The sequence below is a fragment of the Natronocella acetinitrilica genome, from assembly GCF_024170285.1.
In the GTDB taxonomy this organism is placed as follows: domain Bacteria; phylum Pseudomonadota; class Gammaproteobacteria; order Nitrococcales; family Aquisalimonadaceae; genus Natronocella; species Natronocella acetinitrilica.
The window spans coordinates 1-14,358 of sequence record NZ_JALJXV010000004.1; the positions used below are offsets into that span (position 1 = coordinate 1).

General features: G+C 63.6%; 15 protein-coding genes. 3 read left to right on the forward strand and 12 right to left on the reverse strand.

The window, feature by feature from the left end; all coding sequences use genetic code 11:
• Positions 1–96: 96 nt before the first annotated feature.
• The 6 genes from J2T57_RS08770 to J2T57_RS08795 are packed head-to-tail and all read right to left on the reverse strand — an operon-like array spanning position 97 to position 5,252.
• The gene (locus J2T57_RS08770; protein WP_253476813.1) at positions 97–411 is read right to left on the reverse strand and encodes a cytochrome C oxidase subunit IV family protein; all 315 of its coding nucleotides are present in this window, start codon (positions 409–411) and stop codon (positions 97–99) included.
• A gap of 9 nt (positions 412–420) precedes the next feature.
• Positions 421–1,110, reverse strand: a complete 690-nt coding sequence (locus J2T57_RS08775; protein WP_253476815.1) for a heme-copper oxidase subunit III family protein — start codon at positions 1,108–1,110, stop codon at positions 421–423.
• Positions 1,111–1,121: 11 nt separating this feature from the next.
• Positions 1,122–1,739 carry a cytochrome c oxidase subunit 3 gene (locus J2T57_RS08780; RefSeq protein WP_253476817.1) on the reverse strand — a complete coding sequence of 206 codons (618 nt, stop codon included), beginning with the start codon at positions 1,737–1,739 and terminating at the stop codon, positions 1,122–1,124.
• Complete coding sequence (ctaD, locus tag J2T57_RS08785; RefSeq protein WP_253476819.1) at positions 1,736–3,502, reverse strand: cytochrome c oxidase subunit I; 1,767 nt, start codon at positions 3,500–3,502, stop codon at positions 1,736–1,738. The genes J2T57_RS08780 and ctaD overlap by 4 nt, the downstream gene beginning before the upstream one ends.
• Before the next feature lie 12 nt (positions 3,503–3,514).
• Positions 3,515–4,660 (reverse strand): cytochrome c oxidase subunit II, encoded by a 1,146-nt coding sequence (locus J2T57_RS08790; RefSeq protein ID WP_253476820.1) that lies wholly within the window; start codon positions 4,658–4,660, stop codon positions 3,515–3,517.
• A gap of 22 nt (positions 4,661–4,682) precedes the next feature.
• A complete protein-coding gene (locus J2T57_RS08795; protein ID WP_253476821.1) occupies positions 4,683–5,252 on the reverse strand; it encodes an NAD/FAD-utilizing enzyme in 570 nt (189 codons plus the stop codon).
• Between the two features lie 453 nt (positions 5,253–5,705).
• On the opposite strand from J2T57_RS08795, the gene J2T57_RS08800 reads away from it, so the two are divergent.
• The 3 genes from J2T57_RS08800 to J2T57_RS08810 all read left to right on the forward strand — a co-directional run bounded on the left by J2T57_RS08800 (position 5,706) and on the right by J2T57_RS08810 (position 7,897).
• Positions 5,706–6,470 carry an META domain-containing protein gene (locus J2T57_RS08800; RefSeq protein ID WP_253476822.1) on the forward strand — a complete coding sequence of 255 codons (765 nt, stop codon included), beginning with the start codon at positions 5,706–5,708 and terminating at the stop codon, positions 6,468–6,470.
• 112 nt (positions 6,471–6,582) lie between these two features.
• Positions 6,583–7,383, forward strand: coding sequence for a hypothetical protein (locus J2T57_RS08805; RefSeq protein ID WP_253476823.1), 801 nt, complete (start codon positions 6,583–6,585; stop codon positions 7,381–7,383).
• Between the two features lie 142 nt (positions 7,384–7,525).
• Positions 7,526–7,897 carry a hypothetical protein gene (locus tag J2T57_RS08810; RefSeq protein ID WP_253476824.1) on the forward strand — a complete coding sequence of 124 codons (372 nt, stop codon included), beginning with the start codon at positions 7,526–7,528 and terminating at the stop codon, positions 7,895–7,897.
• A gap of 17 nt (positions 7,898–7,914) precedes the next feature.
• Here J2T57_RS08810 and J2T57_RS08815 read toward each other — a convergent pair whose 3' ends face one another.
• From J2T57_RS08815 to J2T57_RS08840, 6 genes are read right to left on the reverse strand one after another with little or no spacing between them, the layout of a single operon-like run.
• Complete coding sequence (locus tag J2T57_RS08815) at positions 7,915–8,406, reverse strand: outer membrane beta-barrel protein (protein WP_253476825.1); 492 nt, start codon at positions 8,404–8,406, stop codon at positions 7,915–7,917.
• A 57-nt stretch (positions 8,407–8,463) separates the two neighbouring features.
• Positions 8,464–10,470 carry a cytochrome c biogenesis protein ResB gene (locus J2T57_RS08820; RefSeq protein ID WP_253476827.1) on the reverse strand — a complete coding sequence of 669 codons (2,007 nt, stop codon included), beginning with the start codon at positions 10,468–10,470 and terminating at the stop codon, positions 8,464–8,466.
• Positions 10,467–11,189 (reverse strand): sulfite exporter TauE/SafE family protein, encoded by a 723-nt coding sequence (locus J2T57_RS08825; protein WP_253476828.1) that lies wholly within the window; start codon positions 11,187–11,189, stop codon positions 10,467–10,469. Before J2T57_RS08825 ends, J2T57_RS08820 begins: the two co-directional genes overlap by 4 nt.
• Positions 11,186–11,380 (reverse strand): cbb3-type cytochrome oxidase assembly protein CcoS, encoded by a 195-nt coding sequence (gene ccoS / locus J2T57_RS08830; protein WP_253476831.1) that lies wholly within the window; start codon positions 11,378–11,380, stop codon positions 11,186–11,188. Before ccoS ends, J2T57_RS08825 begins: the two co-directional genes overlap by 4 nt.
• The gene (locus J2T57_RS08835; protein WP_253476837.1) at positions 11,377–13,848 is read right to left on the reverse strand and encodes a heavy metal translocating P-type ATPase; all 2,472 of its coding nucleotides are present in this window, start codon (positions 13,846–13,848) and stop codon (positions 11,377–11,379) included. The genes ccoS and J2T57_RS08835 overlap by 4 nt, the downstream gene beginning before the upstream one ends.
• On the reverse strand, positions 13,848–14,357 hold the full coding sequence (locus J2T57_RS08840) for a FixH family protein (RefSeq protein WP_253476838.1): 510 nt from the start codon (positions 14,355–14,357) through the stop codon (positions 13,848–13,850). Before J2T57_RS08840 ends, J2T57_RS08835 begins: the two co-directional genes overlap by 1 nt.
• Between the last annotated feature and the right edge of the window lies 1 nt (position 14,358).

A 14,358-nucleotide genomic window follows, 5' to 3' on the forward strand; every position in this document is an offset into this window, starting at 1 on the left:
TGGATGTCCACGGGGTTTCTCCTTCTTGGAATGCCAAGTCCGCAAACTCAGCATCCATCGGAGGGACTCCGTGGACAACCTGTTGAGAGATCACACCTAGCCAAAGAAGCTGGCCCGCAGTCCTGCGATGTATCCGCCCTCAAGGCCAAGGAAGGCAATCAGCACGAGGATGGCCGCCGGTGGCAGCAGGATCGCGGATACCAGCGACAGCCGCTCCCAGCGCATGTGCATGAAGATGGCGATGATGAGTCCGGCCTTCAGCACCATGAAAAGCAGCACCAGCGACCAGCGCCAGAAACCCTGCAGATCGTTGTAGTCCACTAGGTAGGAGAAAAAGCTCAGCACGAAGAGCCAACCCCAGATCTGCAGGTACAGACGGATGGGGTGTTGTTGTCCGGTGGTGTCCGCCATGGCCGCACCTCACAAGAGGTAGAAGAATGCAAAAATGAAGACCCAGACCAGATCGACGAAATGCCAGTACAGCCCGGCGATCTCCACGCCCTCGTAACTGCCGCGACGGTCGAAGTCCCCCTTCAGGACCTTCACGGCGACAATCAGCAGATACAGCACGCCAATGGAGACGTGCAGCCCGTGGAAGCCTGTAATCATGAAAAAGGCGGCGCCGAACTGCGGCGCGCCCATGGGGTTCTCCCAGGGCCGCACGCCCTTGCCGATGAGGTCAGTCCACTCATAGGCCTGCATTCCGACGAAGCTCATCCCCAGGATTGCCGTGAGCAGCAGAAACAGGGCGGCGATGCGGCGGTTGCGCCGATAACCGAAGTTCACGGCCATGGCCATGGTTCCGCTGCTGGTGATCAGGATGAAGGTCATGATGGCGATGAGCAGCAGGGGGAAGTTGTGACCCATCACGGTCAGCGCGAATACCTCGCTGGTATCGGGCCACGGCTGTGGTGTGGTTAGCCGTACCGCCATGTAGCCCACCAGCAGCAGGCTGAAGACGAAGGTGTCGCTGAGCAGGAAGATCCACATCATGGTCTTCCCCCAGGAGACCCGGGGGAAAGTCTGACGGTCGCCGGACCAGTCATTGACCAGGCTGCGCCATGGTCCGGAGCCCGGGTCCGTGGGCTGATGAGTCGTCTGTTCGCTCATGACCGCTCTCCTCAGGCGACCAGCAGCAGGACGCCGAATAGCACTAGCCAGACCGCAAGCAGGAAGTGCCAGTAGACGGCACAAAGCCTAACCACGAGCCGCGCCTGGTCGGCACGCCCCCGGGCCAGTGCCTGGCGGGCGCGGGTCCAGGCCACGAGGCCGCCGGTCAGGTGCAGGGCGTGGAGGCCGCTCATCAGGTAGAAGAAACTGTTGGCCGGGTTGGCGGCCAGTACATGACCCTGCTGAACCAGGCTCTGCCAGGCCCAGAGTTGGGAGAGCAGGAACGCGACCGCCAACGCCGCTGCCAGCGTCAGCCCCGGGCGCGGGCTCACTGGCACGGCGCTGACAGCGGCCCGTCGCGCCTGCTCGAATCCGAGGCTGCTGCCCGCCAGCAGCAATGTGCTGAGCCAGAGCTGCCAGGGCATGCTGAGGGCTTGCCAGTCCCCCATGTGCCGGCGCATCACATAGGCGGCAATCACCAGGCCGAACATGGACGTGAGCGGTACCAGAAAGAGCAGCAGGCCACGCATCGCCAGTGTCGGGCGATCGGGTGCGCCCCGCCATGTGCCGCGGCCCGTGGATGGTTCGATGGTGCCGTGCGTGGCGTCGTGGCGGACCCAGAAGCTCATGACGGTGCCTCCGATGGCCGACCGTGGTGATCACCTGCCGGTGTGGATTCGGAGTAGGGCTGATTCTGGGGGATGAAGTCCTGGCGCGCGCCGGGCACGTTGTAGTCGTAGGCCCAACGGTGCACCACCGGCAGGCTTGCCCCCCAGTTGCCATGCTTTGGCGGCGTATCCGGCGTCTGCCACTCCAGGCTGGTGGCGTTCCAGGGGTTGGGGCCTGCGGCGCGGCCACGAAACGCGCTCCAGCCCAGATTCCAGAGGAACAGCAACTGGGCCACGCCCACCAGCAGGGCCATGACGCTAATGAAGGTGTTCAGGTCATGGGCGGACTGGGGAATGAAATCGTAGTCCTCGTAGGCGTAGTAGCGCCGGGGCATGCCGAGAATGCCCAGGTAGTGCATGGGGAAGTAGATGGCGTAGGTGCCGAGAAAGGTGATCCAGAAATGCAGCCTGCCAAGCCCGTCATGCATCATCCGGCCGGTGATCTTTGGGAACCAGTGATAGATCGCACCGAAGATCACCAGGATGGGCGCCACCCCCATCACCATATGGAAGTGGGCCACCACGAAATAGGTGTCGGCAAGCGGGATGTCCACCACGACGTTGCCGAGAAAAAGCCCGGTCAGTCCGCCCACCACGAAGGTGATGATGAAGCCGATGGCGAACAGCATGGGCACCGTGAGGTGAATGTCGCCCTGCCACAGAGTAAGAACCCAGTTGTAGACCTTGATCGCCGTCGGCACCGCGATGATCAGCGTGGAAATGGCGAAAAAGAAGCCGAAGCTCAGGTTCATCCCACTCACGTACATGTGATGGGCCCAGACGAAAAAGCTGAGGAAGCCGATGATCACGATGGCCCAGACCATCATGTGGTAGCCGAAGATGTTCTTCCGGGCGTGGGTGCTGATGAGGTCCGACACCAGTCCGAAGGCGGGCAGTGCCACGATATAGACCTCCGGGTGGCCGAAGAACCAGAACAGGTGCTGGAACAGCAGCGGGCTGCCGCCCTCGTGAGGTAACTGCTGGCCCATGGCGATCACGGCTGGCATGAAGAAGCTGGTGCCCAGCAGGCTATCCAGAATCATCATCACCGCGGCGACGAAGAGGGCGGGGAAAGCCAGCAACGCCATGATCGAGGCGACGAAGATGCCCCAGACGGTCAAGGGCATCCGCATCAGGGTCATGCCCTCGGTGCGTGCCTGCAGCACGGTGACCACGTAGTTCAGGCTGCCGGCGGTGGCGGCGACGATGAAGATGGCCAGCGAGACCAGCATGGTGATGATGCCCCAGCCCGCCCCGGGTGTACCGCCGGTGATGGCCTGGGGCGGGTACAGCGTCCAGCCCGCTCCTGTGGGGCCACCGGGTACGAAGAAGCTCGCCATCAGCACGATCACCGACAGCAGATAGAACCAGTAGCTCAGCATGTTGAGGTAGGGGAACACCATGTCCCGCGCGCCAATCATCAGCGGAATCAGGTAGTTGCCAAAACCCCCAAGGAACAGCGCCGTGAGCAGGTAGATCACCATGATCATCCCGTGCAGGGTCATGAACTGGTAGTAGCTGGAGGCGTCCACCAGGCCCGAGTCGGGGAATCCCAGTTGGATGCGCATGAGCCCGGACAGCACCAGTGCCACCAGCCCCACGGCGATGGCGGTCACCGAGTACTGGATGGCGATGACCTTGTGGTCCTGGCTCCAGATGTAGCGGCGGACGAATCCCTGGGGTTCATCGTGGGCGTGGGCATGATCGGAAGCGACGGTTGCCATGACCTGTCTCCCTCAGTCCGCGTCATCGGGGGCGGGTTGGGCGTCTGCCGACTCCCCGCTGTCGGCAAGGCTCTGGATGTAAGCCACCAGGGCGTCCATCACGTCGTCCTCGAAGTCATAGGCGGGCATGGCCGGCGGATAACCCTTGGTCAGTTCCGCCCGCGGATCGGTGATGGAGCGGCGCAGGTAGGCGTCGTCCGCCGTCACCACGCTGTCGTCCGCCAGCGTGACCTCGCTGCCGTAGAGGTTGAGCCAGGTAGGGCCAACTCGCCGGCTGCCATCAACGCTGTGGCAGGCAAGGCAGCCCTGCTGCTCGGCAATGCCGCGACCCCGGGCGACTTCCGGGTCTTCCACGCGGGCGTCCAGCGCCGCAAGCATCACGCCGAAGCTGTCCTGCTGCGCCAGCCAGGTGTCGAAGGCATCGGGCTCCAGCACCTGCACGCTGCCGCGCATGTTGAAATGCCCGACACCGCAGTGCTGTGCGCAGATCATCTCGAACTCGCCGGCGCGGGTCGGTGTGAACCAGAATTGCGTGACCATGCCCGGCACCATGTCCATCTTGGCGCGGAACTGCGGCACGAAGACGTTGTGCAGCACATCCTTGGAGCGCATGACGACGCGCACTGGCCGATCCACCGGCAGTCGCAGCGGGCCGTCCACCACCACCACGTCATCCTGGCCGGCGGGGTCATCCGGATCCAGCCCCAGGGGGTTGTCGCTGGACATGCGCCGCACATCGGCGGCACCGAGTTCACCGTCGGGACCGGGGTAGCGATAGGAGAAACGCCACTGCTCACCCACCACTTCCACAGTCATGGCGTTGTCCGGGGTGCGGATGAAGTCGTAATACACCACCAGCCCGGGGGCAAGCAGCGCCATGATGCCGACGGAGGTGATACCGAGCAGCCACCATTCGAGACGCCGGTTGTCCGGGGAGAAACGGGCCCGATGGCCGGGTCGATGGCGATAGCGAAAGATGGCCAGTACCAGGAACAGGCTGACCGCCACAAACACGATGCCGGTCACGGCGAAGGAGACCTGCAGCATGGCGTCCATGGATGACCAGTTCGACGCCAGCTCCGTGAGCGTCCACGGGTTGACGAAGTGGAACACCACCGAGGCGATGACAATGATCAGCAGGACGATCGCAACAGCCATGATCCCCCCCCGGCCGTTCCGGCTACGGAAACGTGTCGGCGAAAAACCGTCGTAACCGGTGCTGGGAGAACACCAGCCAGCGTGGCGCGCCGGGAGCCGTCCCCGCCGATTGTGCTGTCGGGTGGTTTTTCGCCAGTTTGTTCACGATTTTTTCCTGCCCCGGCTCGATATCCACGAAGAACACATGCTTCCCGTCCCGCAGTGCGCGCTCGAACCGCTGGAACTGGGAGTTTGGGGTATCGATACCCCGCAGACCGCCTTCCCAGGTGACGAAACCGAGCACGATGATTGCGAGAAAGATGAACGGCATCCAGCCTGCGGGGCTGTCAGTCCAGCCGGCAAAATAAGCCACCAGCAACACGAGTACGGCAAGGCAGGCACCGGCCGCGGCGCAGATCAGCGTGGAGTGCAGTACGTCGCGCTTCATGAAGTCGGTGACCGTATGCAGATGGTGATGGAAGTCTGCGCCGGTGTCGTCCAACGTAAGTACATGGATTTGCGGTGTGACGATGCCGGCGTTCTCGAGGTCTTCCTCGAAACGCTCCAGATCGTCGAGATCATTGCTGATGAAGAAATAACGCTTGAGCCTCATGACCACGTCTCCCGAAGATCGGTGTCCCGACCAGGCCGTAGGGCAGGCATAGGCTTGTGACCCGCTGGTGTGGTCGGGAGCGAGGAAGCGACAGGCGCAGGAACGGGTTTGGGTGTGATGCCGCAAAAAGCCTTCCCGGAAGCGTGCCGCCGGTGTCGGCGCGCAGGGTCGGCGTAGCAGGACGGCAGACACATCGTAATGTGCCTCATGATCCACCTTCCTTCCCGTGTGCAGCATCGAGCACGGGAACACCCTGAGAATAGTCGCTCTCTGAATGATCGACCACTCATGCCTTGACGTTACCCCCGCCAGGCGCGGTGGTTGCCTCGGCCTGACACCACGATCGGATAGGCGCATGGAAGTGCCCACTGCCGTTCTGTTCGGGTTATTCTGTGTACTCCTCGCCGGGGCCCGTAACGCCCCGCCGCAACGGACTGTGAACGGGAGGTGCCCATGCTCGCCAGTCGTCTGTTTGTTTTACCCTTGCTTCTATCACTTGCGGCCTGCGCTGCCAGTGGTGATCCGGAACCCGGATCGAGCGCGCCGTCAGCCGACCCCATTGGTACCGAAACCCGCGGTGCCGAAACCATTCTCCGCGCCACCGGCAATGAGCCGTTCTGGCAGCTGCAGATCGATGCCGACAGCCTGCGCTTCGACATGCTGGGCGGTGATGTCGATCTGGAAGTGACAACGCCGCAACCATCAGCGGTGGGAGGAGGCCTGAACTGGCGCGTCAGCGAGGGTGGTTCCACTCTGAGTGCGACACTCCTGGAGCGTCTCTGCAAGGACACCATGACCGGCATGCCACACCCCCAGACAGTGGTCGTGTTTCTTGACGGAGAGTATCTGCAGGGCTGCGGGGGTGAACCTGCCAGCCTCCTCGCCGGTGGCGAATGGGTTGTCGAGCGGCTGAACGTCAACACGCTGCGCGGGGAAGAGCGGCCGACGCTGCGGTTCGACATCGACGAACAGCGATTGACGGGGTCCACGGCCTGCAACCGTTACATGGCGTCGTACACCTTGACCCGCGAGGGCCTGAGCGTTGGCCATGCGGCATCCACCAGGCGTGCGTGTGAGCAGACGGTCATGGAACTGGAGCAGGAATTCCTTGAATTGCTGGCCGGGGTTTACCGTTTCAGCATGGATAACGAACTGCGCCTGTACCTCCATGCGCCCGGCGATCAGTACCTGATCGCGCGACAGCAGGATACGGATTGATTCTGGCTCCAGGGAGATATAGCTCTTCAGTCTAGGCCGTCTGGTGGATAGCCGGCATACCCCCGCTTTTCCTAACCTCATGATCTGGAACCAGACCTATGAGGATAGAGCCATGTCGATCGAGTCAGCGCAGCATGCGGGTTGCGCCCCCGTGCCGAGGCATACCGGGCCGGGTTGCGGTGTACCATTGGAGAACGCCTTCGGCAAACTGGCCAAGGCCCTTGCAGCCCAGTATTCGGCCCAGGCCGAAGCCTGTGCGCCGGAGCCGGCGTCCTGCGGCCCGCAAATCCCCGCCCATGTGGACGTCGATGTCAGCTATGCCGCGCAATTCGGTCTGACAGCCGAGTACCACGACGGCAACGAGTGGGTGGAACTCAGCAGTAAAGGCCATGGCGAGGGCAAGCCGCCGACGACAAAACAGATCGAGATTCCACAGCATCTGCGCGAGTCCGGTGACGTCGAGGCGGTTCAGAACTGGCTCGATGAGCTGCAGATCCGTGTCCATGTGGACAGCAACGGCAATGGTGATACCAATTTCACCATCGAACCGGGTTCTGATCGCCAGCGGGAGACGATGCTGGATGACGGCACCCGCGTCATTGAGCATGAGGACTGGAAGGATTGGGACTGGAACGATGTGGTGGTGAAGATTCCCTCTGCCGAAACGCTGCTCGGCGCAGAGGGTAGCGACACCCCCGTTACCGACAAGCCAGCGCCTGCCGACCAGGACCACATGCAGTCCATGGCCATGATGGGCATGGCCCTGGGGTTGATCGGCATGGCGCAGTCCATGGTCTCCCAGTCTCTGTTGCAGGATAACGACAGCGGTCTGGGCGGGATGAATCAGATGCTGTCGTCCATGAGCATGCTGATGATGGCGTCGTCCATGATGAGCCTGTTCGGCAGAGATTGATCTGACTGATGCCGCCGGGGAACCGGCGGCAGACGCTTCCTGGACTGTGACATCCATAACGTATGTTGCGCCGCAACATACGTTATGGTACGTTTACTCCAACCGTGGAAAGCTTCCACGCATGCCCTCCGGAGCGTCGACCATGCCTACCTCGAACGATTCGAATATCGACCCGAGCGCCCAGTTTGATCGGCTGCTGTTCGGGCCGGTCCGTGCTCTCGCCGGGCTCTCCCTGGTCTACTCCGAGCTGCTTCTGCAATCGCAGGTCGATGCTGCCCGGGCCTGCAGTGAGATCAGCATTCGCCACCTGCGTGGCGCGCTGGAGATTCGCTCGCGGGACGATCTGCGCGCTTTTCTCGACGGTCATGTGGATCTGGCCAATTCAGTCCGTGCCCAGGCGGTGGACGAGGCGGAAAATCTGCAGAGGCTCCATGAACTTTACGCGGAGCAACTGCGCAAGCTGACAGATGTCAGCGTCACGCAGTGGCGGCAGGCGATCGAACGGGTCGCCTGACCAGCGACACCGCCCCTTCAGGGCAAGCGAATCTCCAGGCTCAGCATGCCCGCGTCGAACTCGTTGCGGTTCTGGTATTCGGCCCGAATACGCGTAAGCGGGAAAACGCTCACGCTGCCACCTAGCGCGAACATTGCACCTTCCGTGTCGCCCCATTCATAGCCGGCGCGTCCATGGAAGTTCACCAATGGTAGCGTGGTCAGGGTTACCTGCAGCCCGGCATCGCCATTGCTGAGCCGATCCGTGTTGCCGTCGCCATCCTCGAAGCTGCCGGTGCGCGTGTAGCCACCCTCCAGTCCCAACCGCAGCAATGCCGGGATCCGGATGAAGTCGTAACCACCGTAGAGTCGGTAGCCAAATCGCGAATCGTTGTCGACATCGTCGAAGTCGGTGTAGATACCGCCGATGCCGCCATAAAGGCCGGTGGCGCTGGCCATGCCGGGAGCGGCGACAAGCAGGGCAAGGGTCAGTGCCAAACTTGTGGGTAGGGAGTGACTGCGTCTGGTCATGAGGCCTTCCTGATTCCGGGGTCAGCCTGCATCTTGCATCATCCGCTGGTGGGAACACTACCTCCGTCGTCGTTCCACGACGCCGCCCAGGTGATGCTCCAGGGCGTTCTGCAGGCGCTGGAAATGTTGCTGCTGGCCGATGGGATCTCGCGGGGACTGACCTGCGATTAGCACTCTGCATTGCCCGTCGGCGGTTGGCTCGATATGGCACCAGATACGCCGGAACTGCAGGAAGAACATGCAGATAATGCCGGCTATCAGGAGTATGAAGCCGGCGTAGACGATGGGTTGACCGGGTGCCCTGGTGATCTCGAGTCCGCTGGCCTGGATGTGATCGAAGTCCAGGAGCTGGATGAATACCGGTGCGCCATAGCCGCCAAGTGCCGGCACCGTGGAGGCAGCATGCTGAATAAATGCCGCGTCGGCCCCGGTGAGCGAGCGATTGGCATCATCCCCGGTGCGTGCCAGCGAGAGCCGATAGGCTTCGGTCAGGGTTTCCTGTACCAGGGCGTCTGACAGGGCAGACGGCATCGACGCGTCTGGAGCTGATCCCGAGCTCCCGGCATTGAGTCGCTGAACCAGGCGCTGCGCGGTCTCGGCCAGGGCCTGTTGCAGTGCTGGCGCCGAAAACTCCAGGTCCTCTGCCACCGTGGCTCCGGCTGCCGACGCTGCGCGGGCAAGGTCATCGCCGGTCAGTACGTCGACGAGGGCCATGAAGCGGGCGGGGCTGTCGTTCTGATCCGCGGGGATGTGCAGGTAACGGAACGGTTCCGACTCGCTGTGGCGCATGCCGCTGATGAAATAACGGCCGCCGTCCATGTCCACCGGTTGCATGGTGTTCTCGAATTCCAGGGTGCTGCCGGTGGCGTCGGTGATGCGATAGCGGTAACTGGGGCCGAGCTCTGCTGCCACATTGAATCCGCTCCTGCGGTCGTCGCCCAGTCGCGCATTGAATGGCTCAAGGTGGGTGAACTCCAGGGTGAGTGGTTGCTTGTCATCGTCCAGGCGTGTGCGTTCAAAGACACGGGCGGCTCCATCCTGCGCGGTGCTGCCGGATTGCAATGGCCACACCCGGTAGCGCAGGTGTGAACCGCCGTCGGTGAAACTGGACTGGTAGATGCGGTGATTGTCGTAGCTGAGCGGGCGATTCACGCTGATGGTCTCTCGAACCACCTCGCCGCCCGAGCGGGGCGTGATGGCCACATCGGTCTCGAACGAGCGGGGTTCGCCGTTGGCATAACGTTCGATGTGAAAACGCTCTACCGTGATTCGAAAGGGCAGATCCCGGATCAGATACCCATCCCGGTAATGCAGCAGCACGGCGCTGGCAGCGGCGCCCTCCGGAATGGTGATTGAGCCCTTGAAGGCGCCAGGGCCAACACCGATCCGGCTCTCGGGCGCGATATTCCCGTGGGCCGGATTGCCAGTCGCCGGCTGTACGCTTCCCGTCCATCCGGCGATTCTCAGTGCCGGATTACTGTCCAGCAACCCACCGATACAGATCACCACCACCGCCAGGTGGGTCAGGATATAGCCGAGTCGATTGCCTCGGCCGGATAGTCCGGTGAGCAGGACCGGGTTGCCTTCCCCGCTTTCCCTGACCCGGTAGCCATGCTGCGACAGGACCGCCTTTGCCCGTGTCGCCAGTTCCGCGCCCGGGGCTTCAAGCTGCCACTCTCGATGGTGTTGCAGCGCGCGCAGCGAGGCTACCTGCTGGCGGCTACGGAAATTGCGCATCTGGCCTAGCACCACCGGCGTATGGCGATAGAGACAGACGCTGGTGGAGACCAGCAGGAACAGCAGTATGCCCAGAAACCAGGCGGCTCCGTAGACGTCGTACAGGCCCAGCCTGGCAAACATCTCGAACCAGAAAGGGCCGAGCTTGGCCAGGTAGTCCGGATAGGGCTGGTTCTGTTGCAGCACCGTCCCGATCACCGAGGCCAGCGCCAGGGCGACCAGCAGGATGATCGCCAGGTTCATGGAGCCGAGGAACTCCAGCAGGATGCGCCGCCGGGTCAGCCGGACATGGGACGCCCGGGATCTTGCCGGGAGGATGGCGCTCATTCCGAGTGCGCCTCGTGATGGTCGTGGCCGCCGCCGTCAGCGAGGTGCAGTATCGGTACTGTCAGTGTCCAGAGCGCGAACACCAGAAGCAGGGCACCAAGAACGCGCCGTGGCCGGGTGCCCGTGAGCCAGCGGCGAAGCGTCTGGCCGAAGACGGTCAACCCGGTCATGGCGGGCATGGTGCCAAGGCCGAAGGCCAGCATCATGCCACCCCCGATCAGCGGATCACCGGATACCGCTGCCGCCAGCAGGACGGTATAGACCAGTCCGCAAGGAAGCCAGCCCCAGAGTGCGCCAAGGGCGAGAGCACCGCCCATGGAGCGCACTGGCAGCAGACGCCGCGCGATGGGACCCAGCACGCGCCAGATTCTTCCGCCGACAACCTCGATGCGGCGCAGGCCGGACCAGTCCAGCAGCAGGTGGGCAGCCACCGCGAGCAGGATCAGACCGGTTGCGATTCGAAGCGCGGCACCCCACTCCGGCCGGGACAGACTGAACCCCAGCAGCCCCACCAATGATGCGAACAGCACACCCATGAGCGTGTAACTGCCGACGCGGCCGAGGTTGTAAGACGTTGCATACAGCAGGCGTGTGCCGGTGCGCTCGGTGCTGGTGGCGGCGCCCAGGCTACCGGCGATGCCGCCGCACATGCCGAGGCAGTGGGTGCTGCCGGCAAGCCCGATGACAAGCGCCGCGACCAGTGTCAGTTCCGTGGTCATTGCTGCTCGTCTTGATCCTTCGCCCTGGATTTGCGCTGCCGTTTCCGGTCGGTTTCCTCGTCTAGCAGGATCGAGTAGGCCGGTGAGTCAAGATCGTCGTACTGTCCGCTGCGCACCGCCCAGAAGAAGAACCAGATTCCCACGCCCAGCAGAATCAGGCTGATGGGGATGGACACGTAAATGATGTTCATGCGCTGGACCCTCCCTGCAGAAGTTCGGGCGCCATCGACCGGGTGATGCCCCGGCGCTGACGGCGGGCCAGTCGTCGTGCGTTCAGCACCACGACCAGGGAACTGAGCGTCATGCCGATGGCGGCGAGCCAGGGCGGCACGAACCCCATGGCTGCCAGAGGCAGCATGGAAGCATTGTAGGTGGCCGACAGGGCGAGATTCTGGCGAATCACCCGCATGGTGCGCCGGGCACTGTCGAGCCCTGATACCAGCCGATCCAGCCGGCCGGCCAGCAGGATCATGGCGGCGCTGGTCTGGGCGAGGGCGGTGCCTTCGTTCAGGGCTGCGGAGACGTTGGCGCCGGCGAGTACCGGGGCGTCGTTGATACCGTCGCCCACCATCAGCACGGTCGCACCCGACGCCTGCAATTCACGCAGCCTCTCCAGCTTGTGTTCCGGGGTCATGCGTGCAGTCCAGCGGGCGATCCCTAGCCGTCTCGCCGCGTCGGCCACCGGTTCCGGCGCGTCGCCGCTGGCGATTTCCACCGTGATGCTGCGGGACTGCAACTGCGCGATGCTCTCCGCCGCCTCCGGTCGCAGGCGGTCAGCGACCCGGAATGCGGCCAGAGCGCTTTGGCTGTCGCCAAGCAGTATCCAGGCACCATCACCGAAGCGGGCGTCGACGGGCAGACCGGCATGTTCCAGCACCCAGTCCGGGCGACCGATTCGCAGGCGCCGTCCGTCCACCTCACCTTCGATGCCCGCGCCGCGGGTGCTCTGGGGTTGTTCCGCCGGTGTCGCGGCGCTGGCGGCCTTGAATGCCCGTGCGATGGGGTGCTCCGAATGCTGCTCCAGCGCGGCGGCAATCCCGGTGACCTGCTGCTCGGACAACTCACCCAGCACACGGGTCTCCACCACGCTGAGGCGGCCTTCGGTGAGGGTGCCGGTCTTGTCCAGCACCACGTGATTGACCCTGGCCAGTGTCTCTACCGCATCGGCGCGGGTGATGAGCAGGCCGTCGCCAGCCATGCGGTTGGTGCCGACGGCCAGCGCGGTGGGTGTGGCAAGGGACAGGGCGCAGGGGCAGGTGGCCACCAGCATTGCCAGGGTGATGGGAAAGGCCAGTGCTGGATCCAGCTGCCACCAGACGGCAAAGACCACGGCTGCTGCCAGCAGGACCACTGTGACGAAATACCGCGCCACCTGGTCTGCCAGGCGAGCGAAGGCGGGGCGTTGTGACTGGGCGCGACGGAGCAGGCGACCGATGTGGGACACCATGGTGTCCTGGCCGGTCTGCTCGATGCGAACATCGAGGCTGTCTTCAAGATTGACGCTACCACCCACCACCCGATCGCCCGTGTTGCGCCGCTGCGGGTCGGATTCGCCGGTGAGCATGGATTCATCCACGCTGCTGTCGCCGCGCACGATCACCCCATCTGCGGGGATGGTGGCGCCGGGTCTAATCCGTACCCGGTCTCCCGGTTGCAGATCGCCGGACGGGACTTCCTCCTCTGTGCCATTGGCGGCCAGGCGCAGGGCGGTTGTGGGTACCAGCCGGGCAAGGGCGTCGGTGGTGGCGTTGGCCCGGTGGCGGGCCGCCATTTCCACGTAGCGGGCAATCAAAAGGAAAAACGTGAACATGGCGATGGAGTCGAAATAGACCTCCGGGCCGCCGAAAAATGTAATCCAGACACTGGCACTATAACCCGCGCCAATGGCCAGCGAGACGGGTACGTCCATGCCGGGGCGCAGGTTGCGCAGATCCCGGAACGCGCCGAGGAATATGGGCAGGGCGGCATACAGCACCACCGGCGTGGCCACCAGCATGCTCACCAGTCGCAGGAACTGCTCGTGACTCGCCTCCATGCCATAGTACTGGCCGAAGTAAAGGCCCACGGCGAACATCATGGCCTGCATCATGCCCAGCCCGGCGACGATGAGGCGGCGCATGGCGCCACGGCGCTCACGATTGGCCTGGGAGTCGGTGGCGTCGGCGAGCACGGGATGGGGGCGATAGCCCAGGCGGCCCATATGGGCCATCACCCGACTCAGGGACACCGTGTCGGGATTCCAGCGCAATAGCGCCCGGCCAGTGGCCGGGTTGACGCGGATCTCGTCGACGCCATCGGCCCCGGTAAGGCTGCGCTCGATGAGCCAGCCGCAGGCCGCGCAGTAGAGTCCGTCTACCAGCAGGCTTGCTTCGCAGTGACCGTCCGGCGTGCTGTAGACGAACTCCTTTTGCACCCGGGGCTCATCGAAGCTTGCATACAGGGTGGGCTCGGCAATGCCTGCGTCTTCGGGGCGACCGTTGGGTTCCGGGCGAAACTGATAAAAGGCGTCCAGCCCCGCACCAACGATGGTGCTGGCCACGGCATGGCAGCCATGGCAGCACACCGGCCTGGGCTCATCATCCACCGTGACGGTGAGATCGATATCCGATGGCACCGGCTCGCCGCAGTGGAAGCAGGTAATACCGGCCTCACGCTGCATCACTGGCTCCGGGTGCGCGGCGAGAGCGACAGCTCGTCGGCGCTCTGGCCAAGCTCTTTCGCCAGCAGCCAACGGCCGTCATCAGGCTCCAGCCGGACGTACTGTCGTCCCTCTACCGGTCGCCTCGCATCGGCCCGGTACAGGCCGGTGCTGTCACGCTCCAGGGTCAGGGTCACGTCGCGATCTGCATGGGTCGGGTGGGAGAACAGCAACTGCAGCGTCTCGGGCATGTCGTCGAGCCCCTGCAGATTGATCGTCACCAGTCCGGCTTCCCGGTCTACCACCAGCATGCCGTCCAGGCCCATGCTGACGGCGGCTCGTTCCCGGGCGTCGTCCTTGTGCAGGGCGCGGCCGGCCTGGGAGTAGTTATCCACCACCAGGCTGTCACCATAGAGAATCGCCGTGGTAAGCAGGCTCAGCCCCACGACGATGGAGGCCATGGGCGGAGCCAGCACAAACCAGAGCCAGAATTCCTTGTACCAGGGACGTGCAGGGGCCTGTTGTTCCATG